At 59.9% G+C, this 20085-nt stretch carries 21 protein-coding genes; 13 read left to right on the forward strand and 8 right to left on the reverse strand.

Annotation, left to right across the window (positions count from 1 at the left end):
• Window positions 1–478: 478 nt before the first annotated feature.
• The 5 genes from KW832_RS07040 to KW832_RS07060 all read right to left on the reverse strand — a co-directional run bounded on the left by KW832_RS07040 (window position 479) and on the right by KW832_RS07060 (window position 4554).
• Entirely contained in the window at window positions 479–745 is a 267-nt protein-coding gene (locus KW832_RS07040; RefSeq protein ID WP_218299350.1) for a hypothetical protein, read from the reverse strand.
• Between the two features lie 134 nt (window positions 746–879).
• Window positions 880–1275 carry a VOC family protein gene (locus KW832_RS07045; RefSeq protein WP_218299351.1) on the reverse strand — a complete coding sequence of 132 codons (396 nt, stop codon included), beginning with the start codon at window positions 1273–1275 and terminating at the stop codon, window positions 880–882.
• Window positions 1276–2453: 1178 nt separating this feature from the next.
• A complete protein-coding gene (locus KW832_RS07050) occupies window positions 2454–3284 on the reverse strand; it encodes a DUF3037 domain-containing protein (RefSeq protein ID WP_218299352.1) in 831 nt (276 codons plus the stop codon).
• Window positions 3281–4066: a hypothetical protein gene (locus tag KW832_RS07055; RefSeq protein WP_218299353.1), complete on the reverse strand. Its 786-nt coding sequence runs from the start codon at window positions 4064–4066 to the stop codon at window positions 3281–3283. Before KW832_RS07055 ends, KW832_RS07050 begins: the two co-directional genes overlap by 4 nt.
• Window positions 4063–4554, reverse strand: a complete 492-nt coding sequence (locus KW832_RS07060) for a hypothetical protein (protein WP_218299354.1) — start codon at window positions 4552–4554, stop codon at window positions 4063–4065. Before KW832_RS07060 ends, KW832_RS07055 begins: the two co-directional genes overlap by 4 nt.
• Window positions 4555–4667: 113 nt before the next feature.
• Between KW832_RS07060 and KW832_RS07065 the strand changes: the two genes are divergently transcribed.
• Window positions 4668–4982, forward strand: a complete 315-nt coding sequence (locus tag KW832_RS07065) for a YdaS family helix-turn-helix protein (protein WP_218299355.1) — start codon at window positions 4668–4670, stop codon at window positions 4980–4982.
• 566 nt (window positions 4983–5548) lie between these two features.
• Here the strand turns inward: KW832_RS07065 and KW832_RS07070 are convergent.
• Window positions 5549–5800, reverse strand: a complete 252-nt coding sequence (locus KW832_RS07070) for a hypothetical protein (RefSeq protein ID WP_218299356.1) — start codon at window positions 5798–5800, stop codon at window positions 5549–5551.
• Window positions 5801–6084: 284 nt separating this feature from the next.
• On the opposite strand from KW832_RS07070, the gene KW832_RS07075 reads away from it, so the two are divergent.
• From KW832_RS07075 to KW832_RS07090, 4 genes are all read left to right on the forward strand, one after another.
• Window positions 6085–6471, forward strand: coding sequence for a hypothetical protein (locus tag KW832_RS07075; protein WP_218299357.1), 387 nt, complete (start codon window positions 6085–6087; stop codon window positions 6469–6471).
• A complete protein-coding gene (locus KW832_RS07080) occupies window positions 6471–7538 on the forward strand; it encodes a toprim domain-containing protein (protein WP_218299358.1) in 1068 nt (355 codons plus the stop codon). The genes KW832_RS07075 and KW832_RS07080 overlap by 1 nt, the downstream gene beginning before the upstream one ends.
• 232 nt (window positions 7539–7770) lie before the next feature.
• Entirely contained in the window at window positions 7771–9234 is a 1464-nt protein-coding gene (locus tag KW832_RS07085) for a DUF5906 domain-containing protein (RefSeq protein WP_218299359.1), read from the forward strand.
• A 512-nt stretch (window positions 9235–9746) separates the two neighbouring features.
• On the forward strand, window positions 9747–10319 hold the full coding sequence (locus KW832_RS07090) for a hypothetical protein (protein WP_218299360.1): 573 nt from the start codon (window positions 9747–9749) through the stop codon (window positions 10317–10319).
• A 30-nt stretch (window positions 10320–10349) separates the two neighbouring features.
• Here KW832_RS07090 and KW832_RS07095 read toward each other — a convergent pair whose 3' ends face one another.
• Window positions 10350–10655: a hypothetical protein gene (locus KW832_RS07095; RefSeq protein WP_218299361.1), complete on the reverse strand. Its 306-nt coding sequence runs from the start codon at window positions 10653–10655 to the stop codon at window positions 10350–10352.
• A gap of 82 nt (window positions 10656–10737) precedes the next feature.
• Window positions 10738–11073 (reverse strand): hypothetical protein, encoded by a 336-nt coding sequence (locus KW832_RS07100; RefSeq protein ID WP_218299362.1) that lies wholly within the window; start codon window positions 11071–11073, stop codon window positions 10738–10740.
• Between the two features lie 68 nt (window positions 11074–11141).
• Here KW832_RS07100 and KW832_RS07105 point away from each other — a divergent pair, with 68 nt between their 5' ends.
• The 8 genes from KW832_RS07105 (at window position 11142) to KW832_RS07140 (ending at window position 20062) form a co-directional block, all read left to right on the forward strand.
• The gene (locus tag KW832_RS07105; protein WP_218299363.1) at window positions 11142–13265 is read left to right on the forward strand and encodes a terminase gpA endonuclease subunit; all 2124 of its coding nucleotides are present in this window, start codon (window positions 11142–11144) and stop codon (window positions 13263–13265) included.
• On the forward strand, window positions 13262–13804 hold the full coding sequence (locus KW832_RS07110; RefSeq protein WP_218299364.1) for a hypothetical protein: 543 nt from the start codon (window positions 13262–13264) through the stop codon (window positions 13802–13804). Before KW832_RS07105 ends, KW832_RS07110 begins: the two co-directional genes overlap by 4 nt.
• A 133-nt stretch (window positions 13805–13937) precedes the next feature.
• Window positions 13938–15461, forward strand: coding sequence for a caspase family protein (locus tag KW832_RS07115; RefSeq protein ID WP_218299365.1), 1524 nt, complete (start codon window positions 13938–13940; stop codon window positions 15459–15461).
• Window positions 15462–15657: 196 nt separating this feature from the next.
• Window positions 15658–16392, forward strand: a complete 735-nt coding sequence (locus KW832_RS07120; RefSeq protein ID WP_218299366.1) for a hypothetical protein — start codon at window positions 15658–15660, stop codon at window positions 16390–16392.
• Window positions 16389–16640 carry a hypothetical protein gene (locus tag KW832_RS07125; protein WP_218299367.1) on the forward strand — a complete coding sequence of 84 codons (252 nt, stop codon included), beginning with the start codon at window positions 16389–16391 and terminating at the stop codon, window positions 16638–16640. The genes KW832_RS07120 and KW832_RS07125 overlap by 4 nt, the downstream gene beginning before the upstream one ends.
• A 1-nt stretch (window position 16641) precedes the next feature.
• The gene (locus KW832_RS07130) at window positions 16642–18297 is read left to right on the forward strand and encodes a phage portal protein (protein ID WP_255577559.1); all 1656 of its coding nucleotides are present in this window, start codon (window positions 16642–16644) and stop codon (window positions 18295–18297) included.
• On the forward strand, window positions 18294–18734 hold the full coding sequence (locus KW832_RS07135) for a hypothetical protein (RefSeq protein ID WP_218299368.1): 441 nt from the start codon (window positions 18294–18296) through the stop codon (window positions 18732–18734). Before KW832_RS07130 ends, KW832_RS07135 begins: the two co-directional genes overlap by 4 nt.
• The gene (locus tag KW832_RS07140; RefSeq protein WP_218299369.1) at window positions 18731–20062 is read left to right on the forward strand and encodes a S49 family peptidase; all 1332 of its coding nucleotides are present in this window, start codon (window positions 18731–18733) and stop codon (window positions 20060–20062) included. The genes KW832_RS07135 and KW832_RS07140 overlap by 4 nt, the downstream gene beginning before the upstream one ends.
• The last annotated feature ends 23 nt before the right edge of the window (window positions 20063–20085 follow it).

A 20085-nucleotide genomic window follows, 5' to 3' on the forward strand; every position in this document is an offset into this window, starting at 1 on the left:
GTCGCGGCTGGCGAAAGCGGACTCTCAACGTTTTGGAGTTGACCGGCACGCAGCGGCATTGCGCCACCAGTTAGACCGCGTCGCGCCCAGCATCAGTTCTCCTCCACTTCGAAGTTGCGCCTACCACCCAGCGAATCAGCACGGCTAAGCCTGCGAACACGGCGGCACACGGGACGAAGTACAGCAAGAACCATATTGCAAGGTGCGCGGCCGGGACAGAATTCGATAGGGCAAGTGACGCTGCGGTCGAAGCGAGCAGGGTAGGCAACGCGTAGACGCGCGTCGCCTGCCTCGCCGAGTGGATGCAAAGCCTTAGGAAGGCAGCCAAGCCCAATGCCGCCACAAAGTAAACGAGGATCTCAGGTCCCATCGCGCGGTCTAACGTGCCGAGGTAAGCGGCGGCGTAGCCGTCCGCTTGACCGCATGGTTAGAACTGATTGTTTGCAATACCGCCCAGGCGCCACCGCATTGCTGCCGTCTAGACAAATCCGACTTTCTTCACGTCGGCGGCATAGAACACCGCTTTGACGAAAGCGTGAGGGACTTGCAGCTCAAACTCGATGGTCTGTCCATCAGGCGCGGCGTCCTTCACCCACATATGAAAGTAGTTTCCGTTTGGATCAATTTTCTGGGCATAGATGTATTGCCCCATAGCGCTTTTCTTTGCCCACAGCTTGACTAGGTCGCCCAGCTCTTCAATCGCAGCATCGAAGAAGACGACGCAATAGACCTTAGTAGCGCTCATAGTATTTCTCCTGCGTCTAACGTTTGAGGTGAGGCGGGACCGACGGTAAGCCACCAGGCCCGCGAGGCGGATGATATGCCTCACCGCCTCGCGGGCCTGGTGGCTTGCCGTTGGGCCTCGCCTCGACCGAAGGGTTAGGCCTCGCTCTGCCGGAGCTGAAAAACATTGCCTTCTGGATCCCAGCCATCGAGGTGCTTGGCGCCGCGCCAGGACCAAGCCTTTGCAGATGCCTTCAGGCCACCGCCGAGGCGAACGATCTTTGGACGCGTACTCTCGAGGTTGCCTACAAGCAGGGATAGCTTGATCGGTGTGCTCTCGCGCACTTCGGGTGGCTCTGCAATCTGGATGCGCTCGGCGAGTGCAGGCGGCGACTGGATGATCGACAGCTCGAGCCCTTCTGAGCTGAGCAGCACGAAGGTTGGCCCCTCTTCCTCGCGGGTCAGGTCAAGGACTTCCGCATAAAAGTTCGCAAGGCGCCACGCGTCTTTGGCATACACCGCAGCAGTGATTGGATGTGCGTTCAGGGGCATCGCGTGCGTGTTTTCATGTTTTTCGGGGGAGCGCCTCTGACGCTCAGGTTGCGAGACCTAACGTAATTTAGACCGCAAAACCTGCGGGATAAATTGGGCCGTGCGGGATATTCTGGACACTGTTTTCTCCTGGGGGCGGCTTGCAGCATAGGTTTGCAAGGGATGACCTGTTCAAATGTCCAAGTATAAAAACTCCATGAAACCCGGTACGCGTCAACTCGTCAAACTATAGCTCGTCAGTCGGCAGACACCGGGATTTCCAACAGAAGCGTGCTGCAAGTCAATGGCAGCTTCCGGGTGGCGCTTCTGAACGGCGGCTCAGGGCCCTAAGCGGACGTCAGCTCCGCTGTGCTGACCTCAATCACCGTATGCTCGTCGAAGTCGACAGCTACGGGGATTAGGACTTTCTCTGTCATGAAAAAAAAGGGCCAGCTCGCCGCTGGCCCTTCTCCCATTTTCTGCTTCAAGGGGCATAAGGATGACCCGAGTGAACTTCACCTGCTGTCGCGACGGCCAAACATGCGGACAGGGCCACAGCACGCAGAGGGATGCGGAAGCAAGCTTCCAGCGTAGTGTCAAACGAAACGTGGTAACGGATCATAGGAACCTCCTTCTTTGTGACGGTGATCTGCTTTTTGGTTGGCTTGGTATCGTTTAAGGGCCGCTTCGTAGCGGCTTGCGGCTTCGGAACTGGGGTCGTGCGATGTACTGCACCGGGTTTTGGTTGGTGAGCCTGCTGCGCACTATGACCTTGTCCTTGGCCGTCGGGTCCAGCCTTATGCCTCCTGAGAGCAATAGGGATTCCACTTTACCATGGGTGGCAGCGCGGGGCCGGGACCTCACCGAGCGCAAGTTCCTAGTAAGCCCGCGGAGACCGGCTTGCGCTCTATCGCAAGGGGAGTTCGACGGATCAGTCCGCGCAGGCGTTGGTCAACGCAGGCGGGGAAGCCCGCGAAAACTTTACAAGATGGCTGTGGTGATCAATCGACCGGCGGCCACGACGTATGCCCGCTCTTGGCCGAATTCTGCCCTACGGTGATGGGCGCTAGCGGGCCCAAAGGCGACCTGTCATCGGTGCTGGCGGAGTAGTCAGATCGAAATGGACTCAGTGTTCAGGTGCGCCCGGAATACGCAGCAGCACGGGGTGATGGACGTGCACTTCTAATCTGTCGGGGCTCTCAGGGTGCCGCGTGTGGACTTGGCGCTGCTCTTTCGATGTACTCGGCCATGCTGGCCTGGTTGTCGAAGTGGAAGATCTGGAATCCGCGAGCGATCAGCAGGTCGATTTGCGAATCTGCCGCGTCGGCCAGGGCTTCTGGCACATCCACCACGGCAAGACGCATGGTGTCGGGACCGTATGCTGCCGCTGCCAGGTCGCCAGCTGTGCTTTTCATGCAGGCCTCCAGCAGCTTGTTGTGCATGCTGTCAGGCGCAACGTTGTAATCCAGCGTTTGAGTGATGCGGTACACGCCGTTCTTGTACACAAAGTCGCTTTTCAACTCGTCGTGCCCTGGCACGGGAACGTTAGGCACCACCAAGTGCTCAGCCAGGTCGGTAGCCACCGTTCCCAGCACGTGCATCCTCTTGAACTGTTCACGCAGCGCTGTCTGAAGCCTCGTGCGCTTCTCGCGCTTGGGCTTGTCCTCTGTGGATTTATTAGCCACGTACTGCGACTTGATAGCCGCAATACGAGCTTGCAGCTCTGGTACCGTGGCAGCCATGAAGGAGCCCACGGCGTCTGTTTCGCAAAAACCAAACATGCCAAGCGCATCGACCTGGGCGCGCACGCCGGGCCGGTGGCCGAGAATGGTTTGAATGTTCTGGGTCCACTCAGCGAGGCGCCCGGTATCCCAGCTTGCGTCGATGGCGCGCAGCTTGTTGAGCGTGGCCATCATGATGAGGCGCGGAGGCTCGCCGTCGTGAAAGAGAACGATGCCCACGTTGATGACCTCGCCACGCATAGGATCTGGCGCGAGGCGCAAGACGACGTAGTGGTATGTCGTGTTCATGGCCTTACTCCGTTTTCAAGCGAATCAATCGCTTCAATGACCTGCGTTCGCAGAGAATTTGCCCACCAAAGGCACAGTGAATCAGCTTGCGATGGCGTCAAAAAAACCCCGATCAGAGGGGCAAGAACACTGTGACTGAGCCATTTGGCCGGGAGCCTCGATATTGTTGCACAGGCGCTGTGAAAGGCTTGCCAGTCAAAAGTAACCCCTAGCAACTCCCAGTTTCCTGTGGCCTCCCAAGTGCGGGGATCCGCATGCCTAAGTGGGTGTTGCGCAGGGTGCCGCACGGGCCAGGAGCGTGAGAAGTCCAGGGCGCGCAGGCGAAATCCTTGCGCTCCGGTGGCGCTGGTCACCTGCTGAACAAGCCAGTTGTTCCAGTGTCTGTCGTCATTGCCAAGCACCAGGTCCACCGCCAGCATGGCGGAAAAAGCACCAGGGTTCTGGCATGCCTTCATGACGTGCTGCCATTGCAGCGCGTTTGCTTGGTCGAACCGGAGCACCCCTGATTCGATGCGGGAGCCGAACACGTGTTCCAGGCCGCTAATACCCTCCATGGTGACGATGGTAGGCTGGCACGCCGGGATGCCGCAGGCGTCGCTCACCCTCGCTCCTACAAACTCAGCCACGCCCACGAGGTTGCCCGGTTTGAGCATGAATTGCTCTCCGTGCTCCGTGTAGCCCATGCCCAAATTGTCCTGGCCAGAGCGTTTTTGCAGGGGGTCCCGGGTGGTGATCAGCGGATAGATGCCTGGGAGGGGATGGGAGCTGGCAGAGAGGGTCAAGTTTGCTGTCTCACTGGATCGAAGATCATCGCGGACTCGACACTCAGACTTGGCTCCAGCGCTTTCTGCACGATGGGTGGTAGGGCCTCAGCCCGCGCGAGTTCGCTATGAAGGTAGGCGAGCGAACCTTTTTCGCTGTGGGGATTGGCCGCGTAGGTTGAAAGCACAGCAATCAGTGCCTGGCGCTTCTCGGGTGGCACTTTGGAGAGCGCATCAGCCACGAGTCCCAACGCTTCGCCGAGTATTGGTCTTGAAAAGGACGTGCCTCTAAGCAAATCTGGGTCTGTATCCATCCAGCCGCGCGGTTTTTCCAGCTTTTCCTCAAGCAACCGAGCTTGGTCGGAGCCCATTACCTTTGGTTTTCCGGTTTTGCTGCCCAGTGATGAGTTTGCTATCTGACTCAATGTTGAGTCCGTCGAAAGGCGATCAATTCTTGCGTTAATTGCTGCAAAGCTGCCGAACTCTGACTTGAGTTCGGCGAGGCGCATCCTTCTAACTTCTTCGACTGTTTTCATTGCAGACTAATTTGATAGCGCCTTGGTAAGTTTGTGTTGCAGCGCTGCGCTGTTGACAATGGTTAGCGCTGCGCTATCATTTGAGGATGCAGCTCGCAACATACTTCTCCGAAAACCGGGGGGCGCAGGCCGATCTGGCCCGGCTGCTCTGCGTTCCGCAGTCGCTCCCCAGCGCATGGGCGGCGATTGATCCTAAAAAGCGCCGCCCAGTGCCCGTGCGGTACTGCGTGGCCATTGAGCGCGCCACAGGCGGTGCGGTCTCCCGGCGAGAACTGCGCCCGGGTGACTGGCGGGACATCTGGCCCGAATTGGAATGCGCCGCGCCAATTGCGATCGCAGCGCCTGCCCAGCATGCGCAAGCCGCTGTCAATGCCGAATGCGCGGAGGTGGGCAATGCGTAGCACTGCCAGACGCCGCCTGACTATGTGCTTGCGCTGTGCCCTGTCCACGGTGCAGTGCAGCCTGCCGGACACCTTCGTGGCCTGGCGGTTCTCCAAGCGGTTTTTGGTGGGCGGACGGTCGCCGTCCCACTCAGAATTGCTTTCCGGGGCGCGGGCGCTCAGGCGTCTGATTTCGCTCTGAGGAAAGGCGCCCATGCATAGCCTTACAACACGCCGTAGTTTGCTTTTGGCTGCTCTCGCGCTGTCATTCAAGGCGCGCAGCGCGCCAAAGATCGTCTTTCTGTCCAGCGAGCTGCAGCCGCTGCGTGTGGACGCTATTGGTCGCGCGTCACTACTACAGCGAGGGTGGGCGGTTGCTGAGACGGCAGTTCTGCCACCTGGACTACCCGCACGGGCACGGGCTCTTTTGTTGTCGGATCGACAAGAGGGGTGAGCGGCCATGCGTAGCACAACAAATCTTCGCTTGGAGATGTGCCGCAATGCACGCGGCATGCCTCTGGCACAAAAAGTTAACAAGTCGGAAGTTGCTGCTGATGACTTGGTTGAGAAGTGGCTGCACTGGTGCGCTACGCGCCGGACGCTTGGGACGCAGCCCTGTGCAGATCGGTCATAAGGGTTGCACTGGCAATGTCCCCTTGTTTCTCCGCCGTGGCCGCAATGGCTGCCAAGCCATCGCCGAAGGCCGCGCGTCTTTCGGCAGGCATATGCCGTATTCCCATGATGACCAGCGCGCCGAGCGAGTTCTCGATGGCCTTGATGCGTAGTTCTGCGTTCTCCAGAGCCTGTATCAGTGTTTGGATGCGTTGTTCGTTGCCCATGGTGCGGTCTTTCGTTTTCGTTGATGGGTTGAGGTGTTTGATCGTGCCCCAGCCCATTTTCCGCCACGTGGCCGCTTGCAGCGGTGGCCGTGCTTCCCTCCTTCGTGTTCCTTCCTCCCTCTTGGGGCGCGCGGCTGGCGGGCTTTTTATTCATGGTGATTTCAGTGCATGGGCTCATGCACTGAAGTCTCTTTTTTTTGCCCAAAAAAAGCATTCCGAACGGTTCCGAATGATTCGGAAGCGTTCGGAACGCTGTGGGCGGCACAGTCATGAGGTGGTCTGCTGTGAATGATCCGTTGCTGTACGAAGATGAACTGGACGCCGCGCGTGATGCGGTGAAGCACCTGGGCGGTGCGAAGAAGGTTGGCCCGCTGATCTGGCCGGACAAGGCGCCCGAGACTGCTGCCCGCTATCTGTTGGACTGCCTCAATGGTTCGCGCGCCGAACGCCTGAGCCCGTCGCAGCTGCTGCTGTTGATGCGCCTTGCCCGTGAGGTCGGCTTTCATGGCCTGGCTGGCTATCTCCTGCGGGAGGCTGGATATGCGCCCCCGGTCCCTGTGGAGCCGCAGACTGAGGCTCAGATGCTGGCGCGTCAGATGGAGGCCATGGTGGGGCAGTTCTCTGCGTTGACCCATCGCCTGGAGCGACTGACCGGGGCAGGGCGAGACTGATGGACAACTATCAGGACGTGCTGCTGCAGATGAGGCAGTTCGGGATCGAGCTGCGTGAAAAGGATTTGCCGCTGAAGCTGGACACGCCCAAGAGCAAGACCTGTGGCAAAGACGGTAAGGACTGGTACAAGCTGCGCATCTTCCGCCGAGACCCTGACAAAGGTGGTGGTGAGTATGTGGTGGGCTCGTTCGGCACGTACCGCCATGGAGGCGCCCGCCAGCAGGTGGATGTGGAGTGGGCGCCCCTCTCCCCGCAGGAGCGTGCGCGCCGGGCTGCGGAGCTGCGGGCGCAACGCGCCAAGGCGGCGGCCGAGCGCAGGGCCGAGATCGCCAACGCGATGGCAGAGGCCATTGATGTGTGGCGCCGGGGCGTGAAGGATGGGCAGTCGCCCTATTTGGAGCGCAAAGGCGTGAAGGGAGAGTCCTGCCGGTACCTGGCCGAGCCCTTTGTGTTGCGCTGGCCGGGCGATCCTGGCGAGGATGACACGGTGGTGTTCCTGCCCACGGGCACGTTGCTGGTGCCGCTGCTGCGGTATGACTTGCCCCGCGAGGAGGCTTTGCGTGCCTTGCAGTTCATCCGCCCCGATGGGGCCAAGATTTACCAGCGGGGGATGGATAAGCCGGGGTGCTGTCTGCGCCTGGGTGACATCAACAGCGACACCACCCCGCTGCTGCTGGTGGTGGAGGGCTATGCCACGGGCTTGACGGCCCGGACGGCCGTCGACGGGCTGTACCCGGTGTTTGTTGCCCTGGACGCGGGCAATCTGGCGCATGTGGTGCCGCTGCTGCGCAAGCTGTATCCCCACACCCGCATCTTGATCCTGGCCGACGACGATTGGCAGACGCGCGACCAGGTATCTGGCGATCTGACCAACCCCGGCCGCCATGCCGCCCGGGCTGTGGCCCGCAAGGTGGAGGGCTGTGATCTGGTTTGGCCCATCTTCAAGCTGGATACGCGGGATAAGAAGGACACCGACTTCAACGATCTGCAGGCGCGTGAGGGCCTCGATGCCGTGCGCAAGCAGCTGTCTGGCGTCGTCACGATGATGGCGAGGCGCTATGGCTGAAACAACGCCAGGCAGCGGACCACAGGGCGGGGCGGTAGAGCCCGCACCGACTGCAAGCGAAGCTTTGCAGGCGCACGTTGCACCCGGCGCGCCAGCGCCGCACGATAGTTCTGTCGTTCGCGTGGACTTTGGCGTGGGCAAGGGGCAGGGCGGTGGTGCTGCGTCTACTGATGTAGGCGCTGGTCCCAGCTCGGCCCCGCCCCCCCTCCCGCAAAGTAGCGCAGCTGCGCTCATGTCGGGGGATGGGGGGGGTGACGCCGGGGAGCCTTCTGAGCCTCCAGCAGATGACGCCGTTGGCGACAAGCCGGTGCAGGGGCGCAAGAAAGAAAAGACCATCGATTGGGGCAAGTTCAATCACCTGGTCGAGCACTTCGTTCTGATCTACGGCACAGATACCGTCTGGGACGGCTCGGAGCGGCTGCAGATGAAGATCGCCAACATGGGCCACGCCCACGGCGCGGACATGGTGCGCATGTGGAAGTCGAGCGAGCGGCGGCGCACGGTGCGGCTGGATGACGTGGTGTTTGACCCCACGATGCAGTGCGACCCGGAAACGACGGTCAATCTGTATGACGGGATGGCCATGGTGCCCAAGGAGGGCAACGTGGACCCCATCCTTGATCTGGTGCGCTACCTGACCAGCCGGGCGGCCGAACACGATGCCGAGTGCGACGAGATCATGCACTGGCTGCTGTGCTGGCTGGCCTACCCGCTACAGCACCCTGGCGCCAAGCTGCGCACGGCGGTGGTGATGCACGGGGATGAGGGCGCTGGGAAGAACTTCCTGTTCGACATCATGGTGGCGATCTATGGGAAGTACGGCGCCCTGGTCGGCCAGGATGAGCTGGAAGACAAGTTCAACGACTGGCGCAGCTGCAAGATGTTTGTGGTGGGCGATGAGGTGTCCAGCCGCGCTGAGCTAGTGCACAACAAGAACCGGCTGAAGGCGCTGATCACCTCGCCCACTGTGCAGATCAACCCGAAGAACTTGGCTCGTCGGGAAGAGAAGAACCAGATGAACATCGTGTTCCTCTCGAATGAGCTGCAGCCGCTGGCCCTGGACAACTCGGACCGCCGCTATCTGGTGGTGTACACGCCCCGGGCCAAAGACCCCGACTACTACCGAAAGCTGGGCGAATGGCGGGACAGCGGGGGCGCTGAGGCGTTCTATCACTTCCTGCTGACGTACCCCCTCGATGGCTTCCATCCCTACTCGCCCGCCCCTATGACGGCGGCCAAGGAGGCGCTGATCGAGATCAACCGTAAGAGCCCTGAGCAGTTCTGGGCGGAGTGGTCGAGTGGTGAGCTGGATCTGCCGTATCAGGCCTGCGCGGTGGACCAGGCTTATTCGGCCTACCTCAAGTGGTGCCAGCGCACTGGTGACCGCTACCCGTTCAAGCGCAACCAGTTCACGCCCACGTTGACCCGATTCTCTGAGGGGCAGGGCAAGACAGCGCGCACCAAGGCTATGAACGTCACGCGCCCTGGTGAAGCCAAGAAAACCACCCGAATGCTGCTGGTCTGTGAGCCCGTCTTGCGCAAGCCCGACGCTGGGCCTGACGACGTGACCATGACAGAGACCGAATGGGCTACCAGCTCTGTGACCGACTTTGGTGTGGCCTTGCGCAAGTACATCGGCTATGGGTCTGGCTCCCCGTCCCACGATGGCAGCAATGCCGATGGAGGTGATGAATGAGCGCCTGTGGAGTTACGCGGTTACGCGAGCGCGTAACGCACAAACCCAGCACTGGCGCGGGTAGTTACGCGATTACGCGGTTACGCGCCTCCCGTATGTGCGTATGTGCGCAGGCATGCAGGCGGGCGCGTGTGTGCGTGCATGCATGTGTGTGCGTGTGCAGCGTAACCGCGTAATCGCGTAACTCGCTAGGCGTGGCGCGGGTTGTGGTGTTACGCGTGCGCATAACCGCGTAACTCGGTTTGTTCTTTTTAAGAAAGAAAAGGAAAAGGGAATGGTTGAAATCAAAGTGCAAGGGTTGAGCTTGGTTCGGGCAAGGCTCGCCTACATCGTCGCGCTGTGCGCCGCCCGCTCGGCCACCACCGCCGCGTCCGTTGCGGCGCCTCGGCCGACCCCCCCTATAGGTACTCCCGGGGCCTTTGCCCATGGGGGTAATTCGACCCCCGCGCGCCCGCTAGTCGCTGGCTTTGGGAAAAGTCCGGGGTTTGGTCCGGTTTCAGGGGAATAGTCCGATGGCTGTGCAGCTCATGAGCAAGGCGGCTTACGCGCGGCACCGTGGCTGCGACGAGAAGGCCGTGCGCAAAGCCATCGCCGAGGGGCGGATCAGCACCATCGACGGGAAGATCGACCCCGAGGTGGCGGACATCCAGTGGGCGAAGAACACCCGCGCCCGGGCCGACAGCAAGCGCACGGCGGCCGGGGCGGCGATTGATGCCGGCACCCCCTTGCTCGATGGCGAACCGGCCGCCAGCGGCTCGGATTCGGCGCCCAGCGCGCCAGCCGCTCCCGGCTATGCCGACTATCGGGCGATGCGTGAGAAGGCCGACGCCGAGATGGCTGTGCGGGCGAACCTCAAAGACGCGGGCCTGCTGGTCGAACGCGCTCAGGCGCAGCGCGGCACCTTCGACGTGGTGCGCGCCTACCGCGACTCCGTTATGGTCATCGGCCAGCGCGCTGCCCCGCGATGCATCGGACTGGCCGACTCCCGCGAGATCGAGCACGTCATCGTTGATGAAACCCGCAAGGCGCTGGAGGGCTTCGAAGCTCGCATGGCGGCGCTGTTACCTACCAAGGAAGCCCTATGACACCCATCATTCCCACGGGTCTCAGTGACGTCATCTTCCCGGATGCGCCTCTGGCTGACCGAGCCGCCGGCGCGTTCTCACAATCTCCTCCATCGTGGCCAGGAAGTGTGACCATAGCTGTTCGCGTTGCAGTGGCGGCGGGAGCTTCTCCATCGCCATCGTCATCTGCACATCGTACGTGCGAGCCATCGACTCCAGCACCTCGGTCGGCGTGTGGTGCAGAAGCTCACGCACAGCGGCCTCTAGCGCCCCGATCCGGTTCAACTGACCTATGACGTTGTCATTCAACGCGGCAATCTCGCGCCTGGCCTGCGCCAGCGTGTATTCCTCGCTCATGGATGGTCCCTCTGCAGGTGGTTGGTGGAACACCCATCGTAAGTCGGAGGAGACCAGCCACCAATGGAGGCGGCCACGAGACCTACAACGCTTCCAGATGTGGCAACTCTTGCGGAGAAATCACGAAAGTATTGCCATTGTTGTCCTGCTTGAATGCGAACCCGTACTCAAAGCGGTCGGCGCTGGGCAGCCAAAAAACAACTGGTCCCGTACGTATGTCCCCGTCCCAGCCGCTGGCCTCTGCGGATTGCTTGGCTTTAACCCATGCATCCAAAAACTCCTCGCAGCTCGGCAGTCCGCTGTCACCTTCGCCAGAAAGTGCTTCCGCATCGGCACGCGCGAGCTGCGCAGCAACATCAGCGACAGACTGGAGCAACTCCCAGCGGAAATCAATGGGTGCAATTTCATAGGTCCACATAAATCCCTCCCGTACAAAAAATGCTTGTTGAGGAGCGCAGTATCGCGCAGCGTTGGAGCGGCCTTTCCATGAGCCTCGCTGACGGTTACGAACTCGTCGTTCGCGCAGCCATGGAGGCGGCGCGCCCTGACCCCGAACTGCGCGTGGACGAGTGGGCCGAGGAGTTCATGGTGCTGCCCAAGAGCAGTCCGCAGCCTGGGCCGTTCCGCTTCGATCGCAGCCCGCCCGCCCGGCGGGTGCACCAGGTGCTTTCTCCTGGCCACCCCTGCAAACGCGTGGTGGCCAAGGTGGCGTCGCAGATGTTCAAGACGCAGACGGCCTTGAACTGGATCGGCTCCATCATCCACCGCAGGCCACGCAACATCCTGGCCCTGGAGCCCACCGACACGCTGGTGAAGCGTTTCTCGGCGCGGGTCAGCACCATGATTCGCAATGTGCAGGTGCTGCGCGAGCGGGTATCAGCCACCAAGAGCCGCGACAGCCGCAACACCGTTCAGGCCAAGGACTTTCAAGGTGATGCCACGCTGCACATCAATACGGCGGGCTCAGCCGCCAACCTGGCTGAAGTTTCAGCGCCCTTCATCTATGTGGACGAGATCGACCGCCTGGAACTGAACGTTGACGAGGAAGGCGACCCTGTGGAACTGGCAGAAGCCCGTGCTACCCAGTACGCCAACGATTGCAAGTTCTTCTACACCAGCAGCCCAAGCACCGAAGGCTTCAGCAAGATCGATGACCTGTTCGAGATGGGCACCAAGGAGGAATACCACGTCCCTTGCCCTGACTGTGGTCACCTGCATGCTTTGGTGCTGGACAACTTCCGCTATGAGCGCGACCCGGAAACAGGCTACATGGATAGGGCATGGTTCGTGTGCCCTGCGTGCTTTTTCGAGATCGATGAACACCACAAGACCACCATGCTGCCCGATATCGGCATGGGTGGAGAGGCGCGCTGGGTGGCAACATCGACGGGCGACGGTGAAACGGTCAGCTTCACCCTGTCGGCGTTCTACATGCCCATCGGGGCCATCACCTGGCTGTCGCTGGCCCGACAGTACGCCCGGGCAAAAGACCGTCGTGCACGTGGCGACCATGAGGGCATGCAGGTGTTCTACAACACCCGCCTAGGTCTTAGCTACAAGAACACCGAGTCCAACACAACTGCCAAACAGCTTCAGGATCGCGCTGAAGAGATTCCGCCCCGGGTGATCCCTGACGAAGCGCTCGTGGTCACCATGGCCACCGACACCCAAGACGCTCGACTGGAGGTGCAGATTGAGGCTTGGGGGCCAGGCATGCGGCACTGGGTGCTGGACTACATCGTTCTGTACGGTTTGCCGTCCGCTTCGCCTGACGACCCAGAAAGCGTTTGGGCACAGCTCGACAAGATCCGCGCCACGCCGTTTTTGCATGCGTCCGGGCGCGCTATCCAAATCAGTGCGGACGGCATTGACGCTGGCGGTAGCCACACGCAGGACGTGTACAACTATGGCGCGGCCCGCGCCCACCTGGGTTGCACAGTTTTAGGCGGTTCGCCACGCCCCAACCGGCCCATCATCAGTAACGCGCCTTCCAAGGTCGATATCGACTGGGGTGGCACCAAGCGTCCTGGGGGAGTAGAGCGTTGGTTGGTGGGTACGGACGTCGCCAAAGACTATCTATTCAACCGCTTCCACTTGGCCGAGGGGCCGGGAGCAATGCGCTTTCACAAACACCTACCTCCTGAGTGGTTTGCAGGCCTTGTGGTGGAGCAACCCCGCACCCGCTATGTGAAGGGGAGGGCAGTGCGTGAATGGGTCAAGCCCAACGGCGCCCGCAATGAGCCGTTGGACCTTTCCGTCTACAACCTTGCCATTGCCTACCGCCTGGGTTTGCACAAGTGGAGTGCCCTGGATTGGCAGCGGCTGCGCGCCAAGCTCATCCCTCGCAACCGGGACATGTTTGCCCCCATGCCCGAGGCCACTCCGACATCCCAGCCAAACACCGACGCAGGCGAGGTGCGGAAAGTCTCCATGGCGCCTGTTCCGACTACGCCCCTAGCGCCCCAAGCAGGACCGACCGTACAGACGTATGTACTTCAGCAGGCCAGCGCAGAGCCCAATCGCCCACAGCGCGCTCCCACCCCGACTCCCGTATTTCAACCTCAGGCGCCTGTTGGGCGCCGGATGCGATCAAAAGGACTCCGCAGATGACCAACAGAACAAACCAATACGACATAGAAGCATTGCATCTTGCAGCGCCTGGCCCCGCTTCACGAAATGATGAGCCTGCGCTGAGTGAGAGCCAGGAGCAACGCGATATCGATGATCTCTGCGAACGTTGGGTCGCGTGGAAGAACTCCCGGCGCCTCTACGCGCCGCCACCTTCTTCTGGATCGATACTGGGGCAACTCAGCGGTATGCGTTCAAGACCGCTTATTCGTGGTGGTCCCGATGCGATCTGTAGCGCGGAATTGGCGGCTTTACACCTTGCATATACGTGTCAACCAGACACCCTCGACAAGCGGGTATTTGACCTCTACTACGTGCATAGAGTGGCGCCAATCAAGTTAGCAGCTGCGGCGTTGAAAATCAGCCGTTCTCACTTCTATTTGTTGTTGTCCATGTTTCGGAGGCGAATCTATGTCTCTTCACGTGCGTTGATGGAACAAGAGTTGCAGGCGCTACAAGAGCTCAATTCAGTCCGGGTTCGTCGCAGTCTAAGTGATCACGACGATAGAGACCCTAGGTAACATCGTATGCTCTCCAGCTCGTATTCAGATCTCAAGGCTGGCGAGGTGAGGGCTGGATTATTGGCTGATAATAGGAATGCAGTGTAGATCGCGCCAAATTTGGTGCAGAAAACCTACTATATTTGGAGTGGATGTGAAACTTGCAATAGTGATTGGAATTACCGATTATCAGAATTTGGATAGGCTGCCTGCCTGTACTAATGATGCCAGGGCATTTTACAACTTCCTCAATCAAACCATATCGTTCGAAGAGATTTGCTTTGTTTCACCGTCTTCTACTGGGAGAGAAGCGAAAAAGATAATATCAGAATTTGTTGATAAATATAAATCTTCAAATATCAGTGAATTGATTTTTTATTTCTCCGGGCATGGAGCGCGATTTGAAGAGGATTTTTTCTATACGTTTGTCGATTATAAATCTGAAAAAAGAGAGGCGGGGGGGCTAAGGAATTCAGAACTAGATGGTTTAATAAAAACCCTTTCGCCGGAGATCACTGTTAAAATTGTAGATGCCTGCAACTCAGGGACGACATACATTAAAGACGAAGAGTCTGATGTTCAGAAGGTATATGAAAAATCAGCGCAAGACCATCAACTCAAGCGTCTTTATTTCATGCACTCATCTGCGGCAGATGCAAAATCATGGGCGGGGCCAGAATTCAGCCACTTTACGCTGGCGATTCTAAATTCTCTTTTAGATAAGCAGGGACCCGTTAGATATCGAGATGTAGTAGCGGATGTTGCAGATGCGATGCCATTGATTGGTGCGCCTACACCCACATTTGTTATCCAAGCGCATAACACAGAAGTGTTCGTTCAAATGGATTCGGATTTGGTTGACTACTTGGCGAGACAAATTAAGCAAGATACTCCGGATTCATCATCTTCAAAAGATCAAAATGAAACGCCTAGTGCATCGGGAGCATTGCCAAGTCACTCTCCCAAGGTGCAAACAGTCTTGCAATTGGCGGAGAAACTCGCGGAGGATATTTATTGTACTGAGATTGAGGCTAAGGATAATCTCCAAGTGTTAGGCGACTTGCTTAATAGCGGTAAATGGCCAAAAGCCTTAAGCGAACTCTTCACAATAGATGTCCGCCCGCTGGAGGTGGAAAATGTTCCTAATCGTTCGGCGATTGGACGTTGGATTCAGGAGGTGAAGGACGATGATATTTTTGCACAACCTCTCTACGAGGATGAAGCTTATTCCGTTGAGGAGTATCGTGAGATTCCTCGAAAGCCATCAACTTACGGGCTCATGCACGATTCGATGCGAATTAAGCAATTTTTCGGTGAAAAGGAATATAAGCTTGAAAAAGTAAATAAGTTTCGAAAAGTAATTGCTGGTTTTACTTACTCTGTTGTGCCAATTTTCTTGCCTCATCAAATCTGGTTGCGGCCTCGATCTGCCTCGCTGGAGACCTATGTGATCACCGTTGTTTTTCTCTATTCAAGAAGAAGTTTGAATGGCTTTTACGCCATTGAACACTTGAAGATGACGGGGTGGGATACCACCAAACAACCGGTTGCTCAAAAATTCAAGCACGTATCTGCACCTCTGAAAAAAAAAGCGCAAGTTGCTACGTTGATCAACTCCGTCATGGAGGATGTTCAACAATTCGTCATTGGAGATGTCCGAGCGCGTCTTGGAAGTTAGTCAACTAGAAAATTGTCCTATCTAAGCAAGACACTATATTGCTTGATTCCATAAGACACTTTGCCCCAAAATTGGCCCCAATTCAGGTAGGTCTCAAAACTCCGCCAGCCTGAAAATCAATAGTCCACAACGCAGTTGTGCAGCATGCCCCCGGCAGCCGAAAGGCTCCGGGGGCTTTCTTTTGGGGCTTCCAAACATGCTTGAAATTCTCCGCAGCGGCAACATGGCAGATGTGATTGCATCGGTGCGTGACGTGCCCGCTCGCATCGTGCCGTACGCCGCTTCCACGGCGCTCACGCGCACCGCGCAGCACGCGGCCAAGATCGAGCTGCCTGCCGAGATGCGCTCGGTGTTCGGCAACCCCGTGGCCTACACCCTGAACTCGCTGCGCATTGAGCCTGCGACCAAAGACACATTGAGTGCGCGGGTGATGGTCAAGACCAGTGCTGCGGGCATCGCGCCTGAGAACTTCTTGCTTCCCCAGGTCGAAGGCGGTGGGCGCAAGCACAAGCGGGCAGAGGCGGCCATGCGCTACGCCGGTGTGCTCGGTGCGAGCCAGTTCGCTATGCCCGGCAGTGGCCTCTCGCTGGACGCAAACGGCAACGTCAAGGGCGCCGAGGTCCGCACCATCCTGGCGGCGCTCAAAAATATCCGTGGTGGTGTAGGTGCTCAGGGCCAGAGGGCCGGTCGCGGTCGCAAGCTGGCAAACGACATGTTCGTCGGCAAGCCCAACGGCGGAAACCGCCCCGATGGCATCTGGCGCCGGGAAGGCAAGCGCATCCGTGCGCTGTTCATCTTCACCAATGACGCGCCCACCTATTCCAAGCGCCTGGACTTCACGGGCGTGGTCCAGCGCGTGGCTCTGCAGCGATTCCAGCCCGAGTTCCAGAAAGCAATGGCCGCCATGGTGGCGCGAGGGGGACGGGCATGAGCACGGCGCCTGCACTCAGCCCCCTGCAGCTCGCGCAGCAGCGCCTAGCGAACTACCTGGCGGCCGAGGCAAAGATCCTCGAATCGCAAGAGTACAGCGTGGGGCAGGGTGGCACTGCCCGCCGCACGCGCCGTGCCGAACTGGAACAGGTGCAGAACGGCATCCGCGAAGTACGCATTGAGATCACCACACTGACGGCCGCAGCCACAGGCCGTGGGCGCGTCTCCTACCTACGCCCGAGGTGCTGACATGCACGCATCCCTCCTCGATCGCCTTGTGAGCCGGGTGGCACCGACGTATGCCGTGAACCGCCTCAAGAGCAAGATGCAGTTCGATGTGATCGCATCGCTCGGTGGCTCTCTTGGCAGCGAAAACGCCCTTTTTGGGTCTGACGACGCCACGGGCACGCGCGACGATGGCGGCTCACGCCGTTGGCGTCCCGCACCCCGCGATGCCAAAGCCGACAGCCTCAAGCACCTTCCACTGCAGCGCGGGCAGTCGCGCGACCTGGTGCGCACCAGTCCCATCGCCTTGGGCGCCATCAACACCAATGTGGATCGCGTCGTCGGCACCGGCCTTGCTCTCAGCGCGCAGCCGCACCGGGGCATCCTGGGTTGGAGCGTTGAAGAGACCGTGGCCTGGAAGATGCACGTACAGGCCGAGTTCAGCCTCTGGGCTGACAGCCCTGAATGCGATATCGCAGGCACGCTCAACTTCTACGAACAGCAAGGGCTCCTGTTGCGCAGCACGCTGGAGAGCGGTGACACCTTCACCATCCTGCCTGACGGTGAACCCACGTCCACACAGCCCTATCGCCTCCGCATCCAATTGCTGGAGGGTGATCGCTGCGGAAATCCACAGGGAACACGCGACACCGAAGAAATCGCTGGCGGGGTACGCATGGGACAAGGCGGCGTGCCCATGGCCTTCTTCATCTACGACCACCACCCAGGTGGCGTACGTGTCGCGGGCAACCGCTGGGCAGGCCGCTGGTACGAACGCCTGGGCACGTCCGGGCGTCGGCGCATCCTGCACCACTACCGCAAGCTGCGGCCCGAGATGCCTCGCGGCGTGCCGTACCTGGCGCCCATCGTCGGCTGCATCAAGCAACTCACGCGGTACACCGAGGCCGAGATTGCAGCCGCTGTCATCAGCAGCTATTTCACCGTTTTCATCAAGAGTGATGGCGGCAACGCGGCAGCACCCATCTTCCAGGGCGGAGGCGCGCCCGGTGAAGGAGGCAACGGAGGCGACGTTTCCGAGCTGGGGCCAGCAGCCATCATCGATCTGGCGAAGGGTGAAGAAGCTCAGTTTGCAAACCCTCTGCGGCCAAACCCCAACTTCGACCCCTTTGTCCAAGCGGTGCTGCGCCAGATCGGCATGGCGCTGGGCATCCCCTACGAGCTGCTGGTAAAGAAGTTCGACGCCAGCTATTCCGCCAGCAAGGCCGCGCTGCTCGATGCAGGTATCTATTTCCGCTCGGTCCGTACCTGGCTTTCGCGCAGCTTCTGCCAGCCCGTGTATGAGACATGGCTTGCCGAAGCGGTGTCACGGGGCCGTGTCACTGCCCCAGGGTTCTTCACCGACCCCCTGCTGCGCTGGGCATACACCCGCGCACTTTGGCATGGCGACAGCATGGGCAGCATCAACCCCAAGGATGAGGTAGCTGCATACAGCGCTGCTGTTGACGCGCGGTTCATGTCTCGCGAGCGCGCCGAGTGGGAGTTGTTTGGCACCGATTGGAACGACACCTTCGACCAGAAGGAAGCCGAGGAATCGCGCCTGCGCAAAGCACAGATGCTCCCTGTGCCCAAGGCGGGCGCAGCAGCCCCACAGAACTCGCCCAAGCCATCGACAGAGCCCTTTAAAGAGGATGCCGTCGAAAACGAAGCGGTACCCGCATGACCGAGAAAACCATTTCTGCCGAACAGGTCGCGATCCTGGCCGAGCGTGTGGACACCCTGCTGCTCAACTATTCGGAACTCAAGGGCCTGCTGCTTGCCATCAGCCAGCAACAAAGCACCGTGAGCAGCCAATCCGCCGTGCTGCAAGAGCGCCTGGTGTCGTTCGAAGCGAACCAGCGCCGCCTGTTCCAGCTGTCCGACGAACACGCGCACTCGATCAAGCAGATCAGCTCAGAACTCAAGGTTCACAGCTGGACCTGGAAGCTCGTGGGCTCCGTCGCGGTGTCATCGCTGGGTTTGGTCGGCTGGGCCTACACCGAGTTGCGCAGCCTGCAAGGCCAGGACAACCGGCATGAAAACCGGCTTTCCATTCTTGAATTCATTGTCGGCGGCCGCGCATCACCGGCCCCGAAGTCCAAGGAGGGCACTACCCCATGACTCTGCTCGATCTCATCACAGGCGCCTGGGCCATTGAACCCGACAAGCTGCGCGAGATCCAGGCGATCTACGCCACGCACCTGCGCGGCGAAAAGATCGACATCGCTGCCATCGAAGCCCGCCTTGGTCGCCCATTGTCGAGTGAGCAGCAGGCCTACACCGTAGAACCAGGAGGCGTGGCTGTGCTCCGCATGTCTGGCGTGATCGCCCCCAAGGCAAACCTGTTCATGCAGGTAAGCGGGGGGCTCAGCACTCAGATGGCCACCAAGCAGCTCGAAAGTGCCATCGTCGATGCCCGTGTGCGCTCCACCATCCTGGCGCTGGATACCCCGGGCGGCAGTGTTATTGGCACGCCTGAAATGGCCGCTGCCGTGCACGAGTTGGCGAAGACAAAACCCATCGTCACGCACAGCGATGGCGCTCTTGCCAGCGCGGGCTATTGGATCGGCAGCGCGGCCAACGCCGTGTACGTCAGCGGCCCGACGGTGCAGGCCGGCAGCATTGGCGTGGTCATCGACCGCACTTTCAATCCGAACAGCGCGCTGCGCGAGGAAAGCATCGTCGCTGGCCGATACAAGCGCCTGGTCAAGTCCAACGAACCACTGAGCGACGAAGCCCGCGCCATCGTCCAGGCCGACGTGGACTACGTCTATTCACTGTTCGTGGACGCTGTCGCGCAATACCGCGACACCACGGCACAACAAGTTCTGGACCGCATGGCCGATGGCCGTGTGTTCAGGGGCCAGCAGGCCATCGATGCGGGGTTGGTGGACGGTGTCTCCACCCTCGACGCACTGGTGGAAAGCATGGCCACCGACCCCGCCAAGTACACAAACCGCCGCAAGGCGGTTTTTGCTGTGGCGGCCCTCCCGTCCCCAAGCGCCGGTGCTGCGCCCAAAGACACAACCACAACCCGTGAAAAGGAACCCGTCATGGCTGACCCTGACAACAAAACCCCCATCACGCGTGCGTCTTTCGAGCAGGACCACGCGCCACTCTTCGCCCAGCTTCGCGGCGAATTCCTCGCCCTGGGCGCAACGCAAGAGCGTGAGCGCATCCAGGCGGTGCTGGCCCTGGACGCCCATGGCGAAAAGGAGCTGATCAACACCCTGGCCTTCGACGGCAAGACCTCTGCGGGTGATGCCGCCCTTGCCGTGCTCAAGGCCCAGGCCGCACGCACCTCAGCAGCTGCTGCCCAGCACCAGCAGGATGCTCCGCCCGCTGCACCCGGCAGCGCCTCCGCCGCGCCCACGAATCAGGGCGAAGACACGGACCGCAGCCTCGGCAAGCGCGCTGCTGCTGCCTTTAACGAACTCCGGGGCCGCTAAGGCGCCGGTTCCATCCACAACCA

The organism is Acidovorax sp. sif0632, from assembly GCF_019218805.1.
Classification (GTDB): domain Bacteria; phylum Pseudomonadota; class Gammaproteobacteria; order Burkholderiales; family Burkholderiaceae_C; genus Acidovorax; species Acidovorax facilis.

Bases quoted from the DNA above. Each gene is read 5' to 3' on its own strand.
- KW832_RS07040 (WP_218299350.1), bottom strand. From the start codon at position 745: ATGAGCGCTACTAAGGTCTATTGCGTCGTCTTCTTCGATGCTGCGATT.
- KW832_RS07045 (WP_218299351.1), bottom strand. From the start codon at position 1,275: ATGCCCCTGAACGCACATCCAATCACTGCTGCGGTGTATGCCAAAGAC.
- KW832_RS07050 (WP_218299352.1), bottom strand. From the start codon at position 3,284: ATGAACACGACATACCACTACGTCGTCTTGCGCCTCGCGCCAGATCCT.
- KW832_RS07060 (WP_218299354.1), bottom strand. From the start codon at position 4,554: ATGCGCCTCGCCGAACTCAAGTCAGAGTTCGGCAGCTTTGCAGCAATT.
- KW832_RS07065 (WP_218299355.1), top strand. From the start codon at position 4,668: ATGCAGCTCGCAACATACTTCTCCGAAAACCGGGGGGCGCAGGCCGAT.
- KW832_RS07070 (WP_218299356.1), bottom strand. From the start codon at position 5,800: ATGGGCAACGAACAACGCATCCAAACACTGATACAGGCTCTGGAGAAC.
- KW832_RS07080 (WP_218299358.1), top strand. From the start codon at position 6,471: ATGGACAACTATCAGGACGTGCTGCTGCAGATGAGGCAGTTCGGGATC.
- KW832_RS07085 (WP_218299359.1), top strand. From the start codon at position 7,771: ATGTCGGGGGATGGGGGGGGTGACGCCGGGGAGCCTTCTGAGCCTCCA.
- KW832_RS07090 (WP_218299360.1), top strand. From the start codon at position 9,747: ATGGCTGTGCAGCTCATGAGCAAGGCGGCTTACGCGCGGCACCGTGGC.
- KW832_RS07095 (WP_218299361.1), bottom strand. From the start codon at position 10,655: ATGAGCGAGGAATACACGCTGGCGCAGGCCAGGCGCGAGATTGCCGCG.
- KW832_RS07100 (WP_218299362.1), bottom strand. From the start codon at position 11,073: ATGTGGACCTATGAAATTGCACCCATTGATTTCCGCTGGGAGTTGCTC.
- KW832_RS07105 (WP_218299363.1), top strand. From the start codon at position 11,142: ATGAGCCTCGCTGACGGTTACGAACTCGTCGTTCGCGCAGCCATGGAG.
- KW832_RS07110 (WP_218299364.1), top strand. From the start codon at position 13,262: ATGACCAACAGAACAAACCAATACGACATAGAAGCATTGCATCTTGCA.
- KW832_RS07120 (WP_218299366.1), top strand. From the start codon at position 15,658: ATGCTTGAAATTCTCCGCAGCGGCAACATGGCAGATGTGATTGCATCG.
- KW832_RS07125 (WP_218299367.1), top strand. From the start codon at position 16,389: ATGAGCACGGCGCCTGCACTCAGCCCCCTGCAGCTCGCGCAGCAGCGC.
- KW832_RS07130 (WP_255577559.1), top strand. From the start codon at position 16,642: ATGCACGCATCCCTCCTCGATCGCCTTGTGAGCCGGGTGGCACCGACG.
- KW832_RS07135 (WP_218299368.1), top strand. From the start codon at position 18,294: ATGACCGAGAAAACCATTTCTGCCGAACAGGTCGCGATCCTGGCCGAG.
- KW832_RS07140 (WP_218299369.1), top strand. From the start codon at position 18,731: ATGACTCTGCTCGATCTCATCACAGGCGCCTGGGCCATTGAACCCGAC.